At 64.9% G+C, this 17219-nt stretch carries 15 protein-coding genes; 5 read left to right on the forward strand and 10 right to left on the reverse strand.

What is annotated here, in order from left to right; genetic code table 11:
- Window positions 1-18: 18 nt before the first annotated feature.
- The 8 genes from H290_RS0111080 to H290_RS0111115 form a co-directional block, all read right to left on the reverse strand.
- Window positions 19-762, reverse strand: a complete 744-nt coding sequence (locus H290_RS0111080; protein ID WP_020106871.1) for an SDR family oxidoreductase — start codon at window positions 760-762, stop codon at window positions 19-21.
- On the reverse strand, window positions 759-1592 hold the full coding sequence (locus H290_RS0111085; RefSeq protein WP_196809534.1) for an alpha/beta fold hydrolase: 834 nt from the start codon (window positions 1590-1592) through the stop codon (window positions 759-761). Before H290_RS0111085 ends, H290_RS0111080 begins: the two co-directional genes overlap by 4 nt.
- The gene (locus tag H290_RS0111090) at window positions 1589-2602 is read right to left on the reverse strand and encodes a VOC family protein (protein WP_020106873.1); all 1014 of its coding nucleotides are present in this window, start codon (window positions 2600-2602) and stop codon (window positions 1589-1591) included. The genes H290_RS0111085 and H290_RS0111090 overlap by 4 nt, the downstream gene beginning before the upstream one ends.
- An 11-nt stretch (window positions 2603-2613) precedes the next feature.
- Window positions 2614-3567 (reverse strand): PDR/VanB family oxidoreductase, encoded by a 954-nt coding sequence (locus tag H290_RS0111095; protein ID WP_020106874.1) that lies wholly within the window; start codon window positions 3565-3567, stop codon window positions 2614-2616.
- Window positions 3568-3610: 43 nt separating this feature from the next.
- Window positions 3611-4129, reverse strand: a complete 519-nt coding sequence (locus tag H290_RS0111100) for a cupin domain-containing protein (RefSeq protein ID WP_020106875.1) — start codon at window positions 4127-4129, stop codon at window positions 3611-3613.
- A 60-nt stretch (window positions 4130-4189) separates the two neighbouring features.
- Window positions 4190-4555, reverse strand: a complete 366-nt coding sequence (locus H290_RS0111105) for a RidA family protein (protein ID WP_020106876.1) — start codon at window positions 4553-4555, stop codon at window positions 4190-4192.
- 32 nt (window positions 4556-4587) lie between these two features.
- Window positions 4588-6126 carry an aldehyde dehydrogenase gene (locus H290_RS0111110; RefSeq protein WP_020106877.1) on the reverse strand — a complete coding sequence of 513 codons (1539 nt, stop codon included), beginning with the start codon at window positions 6124-6126 and terminating at the stop codon, window positions 4588-4590.
- 204 nt (window positions 6127-6330) lie between these two features.
- On the reverse strand, window positions 6331-6864 hold the full coding sequence (locus tag H290_RS0111115; protein WP_020106878.1) for a MarR family winged helix-turn-helix transcriptional regulator: 534 nt from the start codon (window positions 6862-6864) through the stop codon (window positions 6331-6333).
- Between the two features lie 195 nt (window positions 6865-7059).
- Here H290_RS0111115 and H290_RS0111120 point away from each other — a divergent pair, with 195 nt between their 5' ends.
- Together H290_RS0111120 and H290_RS0111125 are read left to right on the forward strand one after the other, a co-directional pair.
- A complete protein-coding gene (locus tag H290_RS0111120) occupies window positions 7060-8205 on the forward strand; it encodes an acyl-CoA dehydrogenase family protein (protein ID WP_020106879.1) in 1146 nt (381 codons plus the stop codon).
- A complete protein-coding gene (locus H290_RS0111125; RefSeq protein ID WP_020106880.1) occupies window positions 8205-9233 on the forward strand; it encodes an acyl-CoA dehydrogenase family protein in 1029 nt (342 codons plus the stop codon). The genes H290_RS0111120 and H290_RS0111125 overlap by 1 nt, the downstream gene beginning before the upstream one ends.
- 80 nt (window positions 9234-9313) lie before the next feature.
- On the opposite strand, the gene H290_RS0111130 is transcribed toward H290_RS0111125, so the two are convergent.
- A complete protein-coding gene (locus H290_RS0111130; protein ID WP_020106881.1) occupies window positions 9314-11668 on the reverse strand; it encodes an FHA domain-containing protein in 2355 nt (784 codons plus the stop codon).
- A gap of 49 nt (window positions 11669-11717) precedes the next feature.
- Window positions 11718-12515: an LppX_LprAFG lipoprotein gene (locus H290_RS28350; protein ID WP_020106882.1), complete on the reverse strand. Its 798-nt coding sequence runs from the start codon at window positions 12513-12515 to the stop codon at window positions 11718-11720.
- Window positions 12516-12675: 160 nt separating this feature from the next.
- Here H290_RS28350 and H290_RS0111140 point away from each other — a divergent pair, with 160 nt between their 5' ends.
- The 3 genes from H290_RS0111140 to H290_RS0111150 all read left to right on the forward strand — a co-directional run bounded on the left by H290_RS0111140 (window position 12676) and on the right by H290_RS0111150 (window position 17210).
- Window positions 12676-14178, forward strand: coding sequence for a cytochrome b5 domain-containing protein (locus tag H290_RS0111140; RefSeq protein ID WP_020106883.1), 1503 nt, complete (start codon window positions 12676-12678; stop codon window positions 14176-14178).
- 65 nt (window positions 14179-14243) lie between these two features.
- Entirely contained in the window at window positions 14244-15431 is a 1188-nt protein-coding gene (locus H290_RS0111145) for a type III polyketide synthase (protein WP_020106884.1), read from the forward strand.
- A 36-nt stretch (window positions 15432-15467) separates the two neighbouring features.
- A complete protein-coding gene (locus tag H290_RS0111150; protein ID WP_020106885.1) occupies window positions 15468-17210 on the forward strand; it encodes an ATP-binding cassette domain-containing protein in 1743 nt (580 codons plus the stop codon).
- Window positions 17211-17219: the final 9 nt, after the last annotated feature.

Raw genomic sequence — 17219 nt, forward strand, 5'->3', positions numbered from 1 at the left:
ACTCCTGAGAATGCGCTGTCAGCGGAAGATGAATCCGCCGTCGACGACGATGGTCTGTCCGGTGACGAAGGCTGCGTCGTCGGACAGGAGGAAACGGACGACGCCGGCGACGTCCTCGGGGGTTTGCTCCCGGTTCAGTGACCGGCCTTCGGCATAGGTCCGGTAGCGGGCATCGGGTACGGATTCGGTGGCCTCCACCCGAATAAGCCCGGGGGCAACAGCATTCACCCGGACTCCGTGTTCACCGGCGTCGCGAGCCATCGATCGCGTCATGCCGATGACGGCGGCTTTGGAGCTCACGTAATGCACGAGCCGCGGCGATCCGTACATCGCGACGTCGGAGGCGATGTTGACGATCGATCCCTTTGCATCCGAGATCGCCGGCCACAGGTATTTCGTCATGGCCCACGTCCCGCGGATGTTGACGGAGGTGACCCGGTCGAACTCTGCCTCGTCGAGGTCGAAGAACGTTTTGCCGCCGACACCGTCGGCGATCGCCGCGTTGTTGACGAGGCCGACGACGCGGTCACCGTCGGTGTGCAACCCGGACACGAGCGCCCGGATCGAACTGCTGTCGCCGATGTCGGTGACCACGGCGTGGGCGTCGTAACCTCTTCGCCGCAGTCCTTCGGCCGACGCGTGTGCAGTGTCGGGATCGCGTTCGGCGATGACGACCCGCTTACCGTCGCTGCACAGGCGCTGCGCGATGCTCAGGCCCAAACCGCGCCCGCCTCCGGTGACGACAACAGTGCCGCCCGTCATGACAGGCCTTCCAGGAGTTGTAAGACGTGAGCGGCCACGATCGCCGGCTGTTCCTGGATCGCGACGTGCCCGGCACCCGCGACCTCGTACAGCCGGGCCCCTGGAATCGACTCCGCGAGCAGTCGGGATTCTTCGACGCCGGTGATCACATCGTCCTCTCCGACGACAACTGCGGTGGGGCAGCTGATCTGACCCAGCAGTGGTCCGAGATCGGCCGATGCCATGAACTCCGCGGCCGCCGAGAATCCGCGGTCGCGCACCGACGCCATGGACACGCGCACCGATTCCGCGATCGCGGGGTCCGCGCCGGGGGCGACCAGGCGGGCCGCTCGCTCGTCGGCGAGCGCGGCGGGTCCGCGCAGTTTCATGTCGGCGGCCCGGGTCCGCATGGCGTCGGCTTTGGCCGGCGACGTCCCACTGCCGCGGGTGCTGTCGGCGAGCACGAGACCTGCCACGAGGTCGGGTCGGCGAAGCGCTGCGGCGGCGGCGATGACGCCGCCCCATGAGGTCCCCAGCAGCACCACCGGACGTCCGGGCGACACTGCCTCGGCAACCGTCAGGACATCGGCGACGAAGTCGTGGTGGTGCACGCTCGTCGGATCTGCGGACTCGCCGTACCCAGCGGCGTCGAGGCACCAGGCGTGGATGCCGAGATCGGCGAGAATGCCCGCGAGGGGCGCGCACGAGTCTGCCGAGCCGCCGATGCCGTGCAGAAGAAGAACCGCTGGCGGCGTTGCGTTTTCGCTGTCCGGGTGGTACCTGACGACACGCAGTCCGTCGACGAACAGGGTCCGGGTCAACGTTGTCCGCGTCACCCTTGTCCCCGTCATGAGACACCCACGGTTTCGGGCATCGGGATGAAGTAGTCGGGGTGGTCGGCCACGAAGAGTGGCTGCGCACCGAGGTCGGGGATGCCGGCCATCGCCGTTCGGACGGAGGTGGTGGGTGCACCGGCCGTGCCCCATTGATCGGACAGTTCGGGGGTGCGTCGCCAGGTGCGGCACAACCAGGAGTCCTCGTCGATCTGCGCCACCTCGGAGGTGTACTCGCAGACCAGTCCGGCCGGATCGGTGAAGTAGGAGAAGGTGTTGTCACCCGGTCCGTGGCGACCCGGCCCCCACTGCGGTGAGATGCCGTGTGCGCGGAGGCTTCCGATGCCGCGCATGAAGTGGTCAATCGACGGCATCTCATAGGCGACGTGGTTCAGCGAAGCCCATGGCGCCTGATTGAGCGCGATGACGTGATGGTCAGAGTTGCAGCGCAGGAACGTCATCTGACGTTCCGACCAGTCGGAGATCTTCATGCCGAGGACCTGCGTGTAGAACGCGGCGGTGCGTTCGATGTCGGTGGTGTTGAGCACGACGTGGGCGATCTTGCGGGGAATCGCGCGTCGTCCCGCCGGTTCCTGTGCCGGCACCGCGTAGGTGTCGGCGGACAACTCGACGATGCGACCCTCGGGGTCCACGAGCCGCAATCCGTAGCCACCGCCGGCGTGGTCGAGAGGACCGGGTTCGCGGAGAACCGGGACTCCGATGCGATGCAGGGCACGTGCGGCGTCGTCCACCTCGCGGGGTGTCCCGACGGCGAAGCTGATGCGGCCCAACGCATTATGGTCACCGCGCCGCAGATCGAGCACGTGGTGGTCGGTTCCGGTGGCGCGAAGCCAGAAGCGGTCGCCGTCCTCTTCTACGGTCGTCAGGCCCCATACCTCGTGGTAGAAGTCGCGGGCAGCGCTCGGATCCGGCACGGTCAGTGCCACGGATCGGAGGCTGCGCAGAGCACAGACGGGTCGATCGGTGAGCACAGGCCGGCGGTGTACCGGCAGGTGATCGGCGGTCATGGTGGGACTCCTTAGAGATCGAGAACGAGTTCGGCTGAGCGGCAACGGGATACGCACGGGAACATGATCTTGTTGTCGGCATGTTCGGATTCACCGAGAAGAAAGTCACGATGGTCGACATCGCCCTTGATCACGCCGACCTCGCACGTTCCGCAGATCCCTTCGGTGCAGGAGCTGGGGACGTCGAGGCCGCCGTCGAGGAGCGCATCGAGCACCGACTGTTCCGGGGCCACCGGGAGCCGCCGGCCGCTGTGTTCGAGTACCACGTCGAAGGCCGTGTCGCCGGCCTCGGAGACCAGGACCTCCGGGGCGGCGAACCGCTCGGTACGTAGCGACGCCTGGGCCGGTACCGCGTTCGCAACAGCGTCGAGCAGGGGGGCCGGACCACAGCAGTAGACGACTACGCCGGCACCGAGTTCGCCGAGCATCGCAGGCAGGTCCGGGAGCCCGCCCTGTTCGTCGTCGGCGTGGATCGCCGCTTCCCCCGCCGATCGACTGACCTCGTCGGCGAATGCCATCGACGAGCGGGACCGGCCGGCGTAGAGCATGCGCCAGGGGCGGCCGGTCCTCTCGAGGCGCCGCATCATTGCCACGATGGGCGTGATGCCGACACCACCGGCGATCAGGACGTGTTCGTCGGCACCGGTGTCCAACGCGAATGCGCTGCGGGGCCCGGCCACCTCGATTTCCGTTCCGACGGATAGCTTGTCGTGCACGTGAACGCTTCCGCCCCGGGATTGTTCAGCACGCAGGACAGCGACGGTCCATCCGTTCGTGTCCTCGGGATCCGAGCACAACGAGTATTCGCGGACCAGTCCTCCAGGGAGGTGGAGAGCCACATGAGCACCCGGCTCCCACGTCGGCAGTGGTGCTCCGGTCGGGTCGACCAGGGTGACACTGGTGACGCCCTCGGCCTCGTAGCTCTTCTGCTGCACGCGGAGTCGTCTGGTGGTGTTCTCGTGCATCGCTGTTCCTTCCGTGTCTGCCGTCCGGGTGACCCAATTGGGGTCAGCGCGTGACGCCGTACATCTCCGAGCTGGGCGGGTAGGTGGGTAGCTGGGGCTTGGGTGCACCGATGACCACGCAGAAGAGCGCGTCGGTCTCGCCCACGTTGGCGAGACTGCGGGGCACGCCGGCGGGGACTCGGATGAGGTCGCGGTAGCCCAGGCGCCGGACGGCGGTCTTGGTGCCGTCCTCGACGTCGTGGACGGCGACTTCGAGTTCGCCCTCCAGAACGTAGAAGACCTCTTCGACGTCGTGGTGGGTGTGTTCGGGTCCTACGGCGCCTGCGGGGAGGCGCATGTTGGAGAAGGTGAAGTGCTCGGACGGAAGGGAGCGGGAGTCACCCTCGTGGTTGCCGGTTGCGCCGGAGCCGATGTAGCGGATCTGGGCGCGCTTGAAGCGGTCGCCGCCCTTGGCGGCCTGGAAACCGAGGGTGTCCCAGTCCTCGTAGCGGGTTTCCTTGCTGGCGATGCACGAGTCGATCAGGTTCTCGAGGTCGGCGTGGGTCTTTTCGGGAGCGGTCATGTTGGGTCCTTTCGGGAGAACGGGATGGTTTACGCCGTGGTGCAGGGAGTACTGAAATACTCAGGGGCGGTGGGCGATGGCTTCGATTTCGACGGTCGCCCCGTACGGCAGGGCAGCGACCTCGACGAACGAGCGTGCCGGCCGCGGCGCATCGAAGATGCGCTCGTAGTGCTTGTTGGCCGCATCGCGGGTGGCGACGTCGGTGACGAAGTAGGTGGTCTTCACGACATCGGTCAGCGCCATGTCAATCGTGGCGAGGCGTTCGGTCAGCCGGGCGATGGCGGCGTCGAGAGCTGGTTCGACTCCTTCGACGGCGTGGCCGTCAACATCGACCGACAAAGCGCCGGAGACGAATCCGAAGCCGGCGACCGCGTATGCGGGACTGTAGGGGTGCGCCGGACTCGTGGTGGTAACGGTGTTTGCCATGGCGGGTGTCCTTTCGAGAGGGGTTGGATGTGTCAATTCCGGTGACCCCAGGAGAGGGGGGCCTCGGAAAGATCGAGGTAGATGCTTTTCTGATTGCTGTACTGCCGCACCGCATCTCGACCCTTCTCGGTGCCGAGTCCGCTGTCGCGCAGACCGGTGAACGGGGTCGAGATGGAGAACTGCTTGTACGTGTTGACCCACACGGTGCCGGCCGAGATGGTGTTGGCGATGCGCGTCGCCCGCCGGTAGTCCTCGGTCCAGATACCGCAGGCGAGACCGTAGACACTGTCATTGGCCTGCTCGATCAGATCGCGTTCGTCGTCGAACGGGAGAACGACCGCCACGGGACCGAAGACCTCTTCTTGACAGATCACCGCGGCGTTGGTGACACCTGTCAGAACAGTGGGAGGGTAGTAGGCGCCGACGGCGAGGTCTCCCTCCGTGGGGACGGCGCCTCCGCACAGCAGTGTTGCACCGGCGGCGACGGCGTCATCGACCATCCGTGCCACCGAATCACGGTGCGCCGCAGCGATCATCGGTGCGACGTCCGTGCGGGCGTCCGTTCCGGCGCCAAGGCGCAGGCGTTGTGCACGCTCGGCGAGCTCGGCGGTGAACTTGTCGAAGATGCTGCGCTGTACGAAGACTCGCGATCCTGCGATACAGCTCTGACCGCTGGAGGAGAAGATGCCGTACAGGACACCCTGCAGGGCGCGTTCGATGTCGGCATCGGCGAAGACGATGGTGGGGGACTTGCCGCCGAGTTCGAGGGTGATCGGCATGAGTTTGTCGGCGGCCAGGTGGGCGAGGTGGCGACCGGTGTTGGTGCCTCCGGTGAAGGTGACCTTGGCGATGTCGGGGTGCCGGACCAGGGCTTCACCCACGGTGCGGCCGGGGCCAGGGAGTACGGACAACAGGCCGGCCGGTAGCCCTGCCTCCTCGCACAGGCGGGCCAGCAGCAGTGTCACCCACGGCGCCCACACGGGCGGCTTGGAGACGACGGCATTGCCGGCAGCCAGTGCGGGAGCGATCTTTTGGGCGTCGGAGGCGATCGGGGAGTTCCAGGGTGTGATGGCACCGATGACACCCATCGGCTCGTGAGTCGACATCGTCATCCACGGCCCACGCGGTGTGGTCAGCGCGCCGTCCATGGTCTCCACGGCCGCCGCCATGTAACGAAATGTGTTGGCAGCGCTCATCGTAAGTGCCCGCGTCTCCGTCAGCGTCTTGCCGGTGTCGAGGGTCTGCAGTGCTGCGATGCGGTCCCGGTTGTGCTCGACGGCGTTGCCGATGCGGTGAAGTACCGCGGCGCGCTCATGCACGTACATCGAGGACCATCCGCTGCGGTGAGCGGTGTCGAGGCCGGCCTGCACCGCGACGTCGACATCGTCGGCGGTTGCGCCGTGGAGGGTGGCGAACACCTCTCCGGTGGAGGGATCGACCGTGTCGATCCCATCACCCGAGCCGCGACGCCAGATGCCGCCGACATAGATCTCGTCGACCAGATCGGTGGCGGATGCGCCTCCGGGCGCCGTTCTCAGGACCGTTGGAGCGGGTTGTGCAGCGAGTGTCATCGGGTATCCGTTCGACAGGAGACTTTTCAGTGCGCTTCGCAAATATCTTTGCGCTAAGACATTTGTAATCTCTTAGCGCTAAGACGTCAATGTCAAACTTGCCCGTTCGAGCTGCTGTTACGTGCCTTTTACGTCTACGAAATGGAAGAGACGCAGGTCACAGTGGGTGTGTGCCGCGTCACGAAGAACCGAAAATATTTTGCGTCAGGCGGAGGTGACAGCTCGCGCAGCGCTCGCGGAGTCGGTTCCGGGGACTGTGCGTGCGGAACTTTCGAGGCGTCCGAGGAGGGCGGCCAAGGTCTGGATGTCGTCTTCACTCATGTCGCCGAGCATTGCGTTCAGCTTGCGAAAATGTTCGTCCGCGACGGCATCGACGAGTGCGCTGCCCTCCGGAGTGAGCTGTACATAGACCAGACGTGCATCGCCGGCATCGCGCGAGCGCGTCACCAACCCCGCTTCTTCGAGCCGTTTGACCCGCAAGCTGAGTCCGCCGGTGGTGACCAATGTCTGCTCGGCCAGTTCACCTGAGGTCAAGCGGTGATCGGGTACCGCGCGGCGCAGGCAGGCCAAGACGTCGAAACCGGAGTCGGTGATGTTGTGCTTCTCGAATGTTTCGGCGATGCGATTCTTGTAGACCAGGAAGCTGCGATGCAGCCGTCCGAAGACCTTCAAACCCGAGACGTCGAGTTCCGGGCGAGCAACAGCCCAGTGCGACACGATGACATCGACTCCGTCCATGCTGCCAAACTACGTCACGGCCGAGTTCATTGAGGGGCAGCACCCATCCAGGCGACGTACGAAGCAGGTGGGCGCAACACTCCTCCGCGGCTACGTAAATACGTAAGTTGTCACGGTATTGCCCAAGAATTGAGCTCCTGCCATAGTTCCGTGTACCGCCCGTCACAGCGAGCGCAAGGGAAGGGACACACCGGTATGACGGATCTGAGATTGGTTCCCCCGGGATCGGATGATCCGCATGCCTTTGACGGACTGCGCGACGAGGTCCGCCGGTTCATCGCCGATCAGCGGGCCGACGGACGCATCGGCCGCGAGGTCGATTGCTGGCTCACCGGCTGGGACGAGGATTTCTCCCGTGCACTGGCCGCCCGCGGTTGGCTGGGGATGACCGTGCCCGAAGAGTATGGCGGGCACGGCCGCAGTCACCTCGAAAGGTTTGTTGTCACCGAGGAATTGCTCGCGGCGGGCGCGCCCGTTGGCGCGCACTGGATCGCCGACCGGCAGATCGTGCCGTCGCTCCTCAAGTACGGCACCGAGATTCAGAAGCGCAAATACCTGCCCGCCATCGCGCAGGGCGAGTGCTACTTCGGAATCGGTATGAGCGAGCCCGATTCCGGCTCCGACCTGGCGAGTGTCCGGACCAGGGCGACCGCGGTCGACGGTGGCTGGACGATCACCGGAACCAAGGTGTGGACGTCCGGCGCGCACCTCGCCCACGCCTTCATCTGCCTGACCCGCACCGAGGCTGTCGACCCCGCACACCGTCATGCCGGTCTGAGTCAGTTCATCGTCGACCTGCGCTCGCCCGGTGTCGACATCCGCCCCATCATCGGGATGAACGGCAGACATCATTTCAATGAGGTGATTCTCGACGACGTCTTCGTTCCGGACGAGATGGTGTTCGGCACCATCGGCGACGGCTGGAACCAGGTCACGTCCGAGCTCAGTTTCGAACGCAGTGGCCCGGAACGATTTCTGTCGACGTTCACGCTGCTCGCCGAAGTGGCGGAGCACACCGCCGCGGGCACTCTGCCCGCCCACCCGGACCTGGGCAGATTCGTCGGGCGGATCGCGGGCCTGCACCAGATGTCGACAGCGGTTGCCGGCGCACTGGAGCGTTCGGAGCCCGCCGATACCGCCGCAGCCGTGGTCAAGGTTCTGGGCACTGCCACCGAAGGTGACATCGCCGACTTCGCAGATCTTCTCGGCGGTGATCTGATCAACGCCGACTTTGGCGCAATGGTCGACGACGCGGTGTCCCAGCGCCCCGGGTTCACCCTGCGCGGCGGAACCAGCGAAGTTCTGCGCGGTGTGATCGCGCGGGGATTGGGGATGCGCTGATGGATGCGACCACCGGCGTCGACCGCGAACTGGTCGACATGATGGACGCGGTGTTCGCTGCCCACCGCGAGCAGAGTTCCCCGGAAACCGCTGTTGCAGAATGGGATACCGGGTTGTGGAGCCGGCTGGGGGAATTGGGCCTGGTACGGCTGACCGGCAGCGAAGACGCGGGTGGAAGTGGAGCGGGCTGGCGCGAGGCCGCCGCGCTCATCCACGCGGCCGCGTACAACGGCGTCCGGATCCCCTTGGCCGAACACGATCTGCTGGCGGGATGGCTCCTCGACACAGCCGGACTGCCGGTCGGCGATGCCCGACGCACCCTCTGCCGCCTCGATGAGTCGGGAGTTGCGGCCGGGGTGCCGTGGGCGTCTGCCGCCGACAACGTTGTCGTCGTGTGGTGCGCCGCCGATACCTACCGCGTCGCCGATGTCGCGGCCGGTGAACTGAGCATCAGCTCGGGTTCCAACATCGCGGGCGAGCCGCGCGACACGGTCAGATTCGACACGAGCGGACTCGAGGGCACTCTCGTTCCCGACGCCGTCGTCGACCAGTTGACGCTACGCAGTGCGCTGATCCGCGGGCTGCAGGTCTGTGCCGCACTCGACCGCATCCTCGAGATGTCGATCGCTCACACTGTCGAACGGGTCCAGTTCGGCCGTTCGCTGGCCAAGTTTCAGGCCGTGCAGAATCTCGTCGCCGACATCGCCGCCGAGACCTCCCTCGCCCGCGCTGCCGTCGAGGCAGCCCTGGGCGAGGTGATCCGAACCGATTGGACGGGGGGCAATCTCGAGTTCCTGGTGGCCGCGGCCCGATCCTGCGCCGGCCATGCCGCATCAGTGGTGGTCCGCAACGCCCATCAGGTCCACGGCGCCATCGGCACCACCCGTGAACACCGGCTGCACGAGTTCACCCAGGCTGCGCTGGCCTGGCGTTCGGAGTACGGCTCCGTCCACCATTGGGACACCCGGCTTGCCGAAGCCGCTGCCGCCGCCGGCCGCGACAACCTCTGGGCACTGATCACCAAATAACCCCCCGCACACCCGGTTGTGGTGGGTTCTGGTGAGCAAAAGGCCAGTTCGCGCTCACCGAAACCCACCAGGATCGGGCGTCAGGAGCGCTTCAGCCGCAGGCGGCTGTAGATGAACAGCACCAGGACGACGGCCATCGCGCCCAGGATCGCGTAGCTGACACCGAGGGTGGACATGTCGTGTTGCCAGAGTGGTTCGTCCTCGGTGGCCGAACCCGGTGTCGTCCACTGCACTTCGACGGTTGACGCTGCTGCGCCGTAGCCCCATCGGGACGGGATCAGCCAGGCGATCTGTTCCAGACCGGACCGGCCGTGCAGTGCAAACAGGCCGCCACAGAACACGAGCTGGATCATCACCACCACGACCAGTGGTGGCATCGTCTGCTCCGGCGTGCGAACACTCGCCGAGATGGCCAGGCCGATGAGCGCGCCGAGGCAGGTCAACAGCGCAAGGTCGATGCCGAGTTCGACTGTGGCAGGCAGATATACGCCCTTGCCCGGTGTGCCGCGGCCCGCGTAGCAGATCAGGAGCATGACCACCGACTGTATGGTCGCGAAGAGCGCGAAGACGATGACCTTGGCTGCCAGGTAGGCGCCGGGGCGTAGTCCCACGGCCCGTTCACGTTCGAAGATCGATCGCTCGCCCACCAGGTCGCGGACTGTCAGTGCCGAACCCATGAAGGTCGCACCGATGACCAGGATCACCAGGATCTGAAGGGTTTCCGTGGTTGCGGGTGCATTCAGCCCGAATCCGGCCGAACCGGGGATCACCAGGGTCAAGGCCCCCAGGACGACCGGCAGGAGCAGCAGGAACGCCAGATAGCCGCGGTCGGCCAGGATCAGCCGGAACTGCCGTCGGGCGATGGTGCTCACCTGGCGCAGTGAACTCGCCTGCCGGGGACGCGGGCGTCCGGCGCCGGGTTGCGGCGGTGCCGGCGGTGGCCGCCGCCGCACGGTGGCGCGGTATCGATTCGACGCCTCGATCGGCTCCGCTGCGACGTAGGCGAAGATCTCGGGCCAATCGGAGGTTCCCATGGCGGATTCGACGGATCGGGGCGGACCGCAGAACGCGGTCCTCCCACCGGGTGCCAGCAACAGCACCTGATCGCACATGGCGAGGTGGGCCACCGAGTGGGTGACGACGATGACCACACGACCGGCATCGGCCAGGCGACGGAGGGTCAGCATCACCTGCCGGTCGAGTGCGGGGTCCAGTCCGGATGTCGGCTCATCGAGGATGAGCAGCGCGGGGCCGGTCAGCAGCTCCATGGCCACGGACGCCCGTTTACGTTGTCCGCCGGACAGTTTGTCGATGCGGGTCGCGGTGTGTTCCGACAACTGCAACTCGGCGAGCACGCCGTCGATCACCAGATCCCGGTCGGCCCGCGACATGTCCGGCGGTAGCCGCAGTTGGGCGGCATAGCGCAGGGCCTGGCGCAGGGTCAGCCTGCTGTGCAGGACGTCGTCCTGCGGGACCATACCGATACGGGTTCGCAGAGCTTCATACTCTTCGTGGACTCCGTGCCCCTCGAACGTCACCGTGCCGACCGACGGATGGTGCGAACCCGAAACAATCTTGGACACAGTCGATTTGCCGGCACCCGATGGACCGATGATGGCGGTCAGGGTTCCGGGTGCGGCGGTGAAGTCGATGTCGTCGAGGAGTTGTTTGCCGTCGATCGTCAGACTCACCGAGCTCACGTGCACGCCACCGGAGACCACCGACTTGGCCTGGCCGCGGACCAGTCGACCCTCGGCGACCACGAAGTCGCTGTTGCCGATGGTGACGACATCGCCGTCGGACAGGGACTGCCGGGTGATCCGGCGACCGTTGACATACGTTCCGTTGACACTGCGCAGGTCCTCGATCACCAGACCTGTTGGGCTGCTGATCATCTGGGCATGATGGCGAGATGCCAGCACATCGCTGACCACGACGTGGTTGTCCGGGGTGCGACCGATCCGGACCGCCGAACCGCTGGCGATGTCGACTGCCTGCCGCTGTGGTGCCGGCTGATTCCCGGCGGTCCGGTACACGGCCGACATGTTTTGCCGCAGCGCCTGCATGTGTGGCCGGTCGTCGACCCCGACCGGCTTCTGCAGGGACGGGACCGATGGCGTCGCAGGCTGTGCGACGCGGATACGCAATACCGGGCCCGCGTCGGGACCACCGAGACGGACGTCCTGGGTGCCCCGCAGGTTCACCGCCTGCACCCGCTGACCGCCGGCATACATCCCATTGGTGCTCCCGGCGTCGGCGATCGACCACCCGCCGTTCCAGCTCAGCACCGCGTGCCGACGCGAGATCAGCGGATGGTCGATCGTGATGTCGTTCTCCGGCACCCGGCCGATCTGGATTCGGGTGGTGCCCGGCACCGCCGGTGCCTGGATCCCGTCGACCCAAATCTGCAGCTCAGAGGGGTTCGATGTGGTCATTGTTCGGTGAACCTGCCGTCAGTAGGGGTGGACGCTACCGGTCAGAACCCTACTCGGGGCTGTTGATGGTGACAGGTTCTTGCCACTTCGAGGTGACGATGTTGACCTCACCACCGGAGACCTCCACGGTGATCTGCACCAGGTTGTACGGGGCTTCGGCGGTGACCCAGAGAGTGATCGGCAGCTCGGCTCCGGTCTTGTCGACCTCGGGCAGGATCGGCTTGAGTTCGGTGCTCGCGATGGTGCCCTCGATCTTGATCGCCTCGACACCGTTGATCGTTTCAGTGCCCACGACGGTCGGATTCTGGACCTTGGAGATCACATTGGCCAGGCCCTTGTCCTTGTCGAGGATGATGGCCGGGTCGTAGATCCGGTTGGCCGGACCGAGGTTGGTGTAGCTGTCGGCGCCATCGCCCTTGGTGTAGAGGTTGCCCTCGGTGACGATGAAGTCCGACTGGGTCAGGTTGTTGTTGATCCGGAACTCGCCGTCGCCCTGGGCGCCGACAGCCGGCTGATTGGTGACGTCACCGTTGATCGTCTGGATCGGAAGACTCTCGATCGAGTCATCCACCACCAGTGCGATGTGCACGGAGTTCATCATCCGGGTCGTCTGGGCACTCTGCTCGATCACCGCGGCGGGATCGGTGGCCACCACCGATGGCTGAGTCGACCGAGAGGTTTCCAGCACCGGTGGAACCGACTGGGACACAGTCGAATCCGCATCGTTCGAGCCTCCACCGCCACATGCGGTCAGCAGGACTCCGGAAAGCGACAACGCGACCGCGGCCGCGATCAGGTTGGATTTCGAGCGCGTGATTCTCGGGTTGCGACGTGGTTGTTTTGACATGCTCTGGGACGCTATAGCGCCTGGCAGCCCGGCAATAGTCGTTCAATTGACCGTAATCAGTTTCCTCGTCCGGGAACATCGGCGGCTTCCGCGTACTCCTATAGCCAAACCACACCCGCTGCCGTCACCTGATTCCGGCAGCCGACAACGGAGGAATCGGATGACCGAAACGCAGATCGACGAGGTGACCAAGGTCGACGATGTCGATCAGGGTCCGGCAGAGGATCACGACCTCGGCCGCGCACCGGGACCCGACGGCGGACCCCGGCTGGCCAATGTCTGGATCTACAAGGGCCGCGCTTACGACCTGACCGACTGGATCTCGAAGCATCCCGGCGGCGAGTTCTTCATCGGGCGGACAAAGAACCGCGACATCACCTCGATCATCGGTTCGTACCACAAGAATCCGGAGCGAGTCGAAAAGATGCTGGAGAAGTACGCACTCGATCGTGATGCCGAGGTCGAGGACATCCACCCGAAGGCCAACGCGCCCGACTTCCTGTTCAAGGAGGGCTTCGACAGCTGGCGTGACACCCCGCATTTCCGGTTCGACGACAAGAACGACCTGCTGCACCGGATCAAGCGCCGGCTGCGCGAACCGGAACTCGCGGCCCGCATCAAGCGCATGGACACCATTTTCAACATCGTGGTCATCTCGTTGGTGCTGGCGTACTTCGCGGTCCAGGGCCTGCGACTGTACAACACCAGCTGGATGCCGCTGCCGGCCTTCGTGGTCGCAATGGTTGTGCTGCGCAGCGGAATTGCCGGCTACGGCCACTATGCGATACACCGGGCACAGAAGGGCGCCAACAAGGCGCTGGTCAGTGCCTTCGACATCAACTACGTCGCCCTCTCGTTCGTCACCGCGGATGGCCATGCACTGCTGCACCATCCACACACGCAGAGTGAAGTGGACATCAAGAAGAATGTCTTCACCTTCATGATGGATCTGCCCAGGGCTTTCCGGATACCGATCCACACCCTCCACAAGTTCGGACACGCCACCACCGGCATGGTGATCCGGCTGCTCGAGATCTGCAAGCTCACACGGCAGGTCGGTGTCTCGGACATGTACGGGTCGCTGCGGGGTGGACTGCCGCACTTCTTCGGCGCCTTCGGACTACGTGCCCTGCTGATCTCCGAACTCGCGATCTTCATCGCGATGGGGGACTTCTGGGCCTGGCTGGCACAGTTTGTGGCCGTCCTGTGGTTCAGCACGTTCCTGGTGGTGGCCAGCCATGACTTCGATGTCGACACCCACGACCTGCCCGAGGTCGAGACCGACGACTGGGCCGTGGATCAGCTGGAGAAGGCGTACGACCTCAAGGTCATCGGCAACCGGTACGCCGACTGCTTCCTGTCCGCCGGCCTCAGCTCGCATCGCGTCCACCACGTTCTTCCGTTCCAGCGCAGTGGTTTTGCCAACATCGCCACCGAAGACGTGGTGCGCGAAGAAGCCGCGGCGTTCGGTGTCGAATGGTTGCCGGCCAAGAGCTTTGTGACCGATCGACTGCCGAAACAATGCCGCGTCTACCTGGGTTCCCGTTCGCGGCCGGCCCAGGAACACGGATGGGGCTTCTTCCGAGAGCACTTCTCACCCGCAGCACTGAAGACCTGCGCCGACTACACCATCAAGGGCTTCACCGGAATCGGCACAGTCTGACCAATCTCAGATCGAAACACATTCTCCACCAAACATTTCAAGCAATCCCCGAAAGGACCACGCTCATGTCTGTCATCCCCGAACGCCCCATCACCGCATCGCATCCCACGTTCGTGGGCCGGCGCCCGCACACCCGGTCGATCCTCCCGCCGGCTCCGCCCACCACAGTTGCCGTCATCGAAGGTATCGCCACCGGCGCACCGGAGCAGGTCTTCTCCCAGACCGACGCCGCCGACGAGGTGGCCGCGCTGTTCACCGATCCGATTCAGCAGGCCCGCATCCGCCGGGTCTACGAGAAGACACGAATCAACGAGCGCCATTTGGCAATCGACCCCACCGACCCTGAGTTCCGCGACTTCAGCGAGCGGCGTGGCACCATCCGGGACCGCATGAATCTCTACTTCGAGCATGCCGCTCCGCTCGCGGTCGACGTGGCCCGCCGGGCGTTGGGCAGTGTGCCCGGCGAAGTCGAGGTCGGTCTCCTGGTGTTTGTCACCAGCACCGGGTTCATCGCACCGGGCGTCGATGTGGCGGTCATCAAGGAACTCGGATTGCCCCGCACAACCAACCGCGTGGTCGTCAACTTCATGGGCTGCGCCGCCGCGATGAACGGCATCCGAATCGCCAGCGATTTCGCCCGCGCCAACCCGGACAAGAAGGCGTTGGTGATCGCCCTGGAGGTGTCATCGGTCAATGCCGTGTTCTCCGGCGACATCAACGAGGTCATCACCCACAGCCTTTTCGGTGACGGGTGCGGCGCTGTGGTGGTGGGTGCCAGCGAGGTGCGCCAGCCGATCCCCGCCGGCCACATCGTCATCCGGGACACATTCAGCCACCTCCTCGATGATGCCGAAGACGGAATCGTGCTGGGCGTCAACGACAACGGGATCACCTGTGAACTCGCCGAGGACCTTCCCCAGTACATCTATCGGGGGGTCGATCCGGTCATCAGCCGGGTGCTGGGTGAGCATGGGCTGGGCAAGTCCGACATCGACCTGTGGGCCATCCACCCGGGCGGTCCGAAGATCATCAACGAGTCGGCACATTCGCTCGGCCTCGACCCGGAGCGGGCCGACGCCAGCTGGGACATCCTGGCGCGCTACGGGAACATGCTCAGCGTCTCGCTGATCTTCGTCCTCGAGCAGATGGCGCAGCGCACCGACACCGACGAGAGGGTCACCACCGGCGTTGCCTTCTCCTTCGCCCCGGGAGTCACCCTCGAGGGACTCCTCTTCGACATCGTTCGTCGCTGAGCGGCTCCGAGTCAACCAACCCAAAGGTCAATCATCATGCAGCTCATCCGATTTCTGATCTCGGTGTCGTGGAAAGGTATCGCCTTCGCGGTGATCGCCGGCCTGATCGGCGGCGCGGCCAACGCGTACCTGGTCACCCAGATCAACAGCATCATCTCTCCGCAGCCCCACCCCGACAGCACAATCACCCGGTTCGCCGTCACCGCGGCGGTGGTCCTGGTCACCGGTCTCCTCTCCCAGATTCTGTTGATCCACTTGGCGCAGAACGCGATCTACCGACTGCGTGCGAAGCTCAGCACCGGTGTGGTCTCGGCTCCACTGGAACACCTCGAACGTCTGGGCATGCACCGGTTGATGGCCACCCTCACAGAGGACGTGCGGGCTCTGTCGCAGGCCGTCTCGGCGATACCGAGCATCTGCATCGACGCCGCGACGATCGTCGGCTGCCTGGCCTACCTAGCGATGGTGTCCGGTCCGATCTTTGCGATCACGGTGGGCTCCACTCTGGCCGCAATCCTCTGTGTCGAAACGGTTTTGCGACGGGTGCGATCGATCTACCACCACGCCCGTGAGCGGGAGGACGACCTGCTCCGGTCCTTCCAGTCGGTCACGTTCGGTATCAAGGAACTCAAGCTGCACCGTGGTCGCCGCCGCGACTTCATGGACCGGCACCTGCTCGGTACGGCGGAGGATCTGCGCGGCAAGAACGTCTCCGCCGGCACCAAGTTCTCGATGGCGCAGGGTTTCGGGCAGCTGTGCCAGCTGGGTACGATGGCCTTCATCCTGTTCGGATTGGCTGTGCTGCTGAAGATTCCGCGTGATGACATGATCGGCTACGTCCTCATCACCACGTTCTTGTCGATGCCGATGCAGAACATGATGCACCTGATCCCGGACATCCTCCGCGGAGATGTGGCGCTGGCGAAGATTCAGGACATGAACCTGTCCATGGAATCGGGACAGGACGAATCAAACCTCCCGTACATCGAGCGCCCCACCGCCTCCCACGCCCGGGTCGAGCTGCGTGGCCTCGGGTACGCGTACCGCGGTGAGCAGATGAGTGGTCCGCCGGCACCACCGTCGGCCGGTCCGCCCAAGTCGGCCGGCCGGCCGGCCGGACCTCCTCCCGGTGGTCCCGGTGAGGGTTCAGGTTTCCATCTCGGACCGATCGATCTGGTGCTCGACCCCGGGCAGGTGACCTTCGTCGTGGGCGGCAACGGAAGTGGCAAGTCGACTCTGGCCAAACTGATCACGGGTTTGTACGCACCCCATCACGGACAGGTGGTGCTCAACGGCGAACCCATCGATTACAGCAATGTCGAGTGGTATCGCCAGAACGTTTCGGCCGTCTTCACCGACTTCCACCTGTTCGAGGACTACCTCGGATTCGACGGGCCAGGGATCGACGACCAGGTGCGGGGCTACCTGCATCAGTTGCAGATCGCGCACAAGGTGACGGTTCAGGACGGGAAGTTGTCGACGACAGCACTGTCGCAGGGACAACGCAAGCGTCTGACCCTGGTGACAGCGTTGCTCGAGGATCGTCCGATCTATGTCTTCGACGAGTGGGCGGCCGATCAGGAACCGCAGTTCCGGGAGTATTTCTACCGCCGAATCCTGAGCGACCTCAAGGAAGCCGGCAAGACAGTTGTGGTGATCACGCACGACGATCGCTACTTCGATCTCGCCGACCAGCTGGTCAAGCTCGACTTCGGTCAGCTGGAGTCAGCGGAGTCCGCCGGTAGGGAACCGGTGGGTGCGCTCCAAGCAACTGTGTAGAAATTGCCG

Origin of the sequence: Nocardia sp. 348MFTsu5.1 (genome assembly GCF_000383535.1) — a bacterium.
Lineage (GTDB): Bacteria > Actinomycetota > Actinomycetes > Mycobacteriales > Mycobacteriaceae > Williamsia > Williamsia faeni.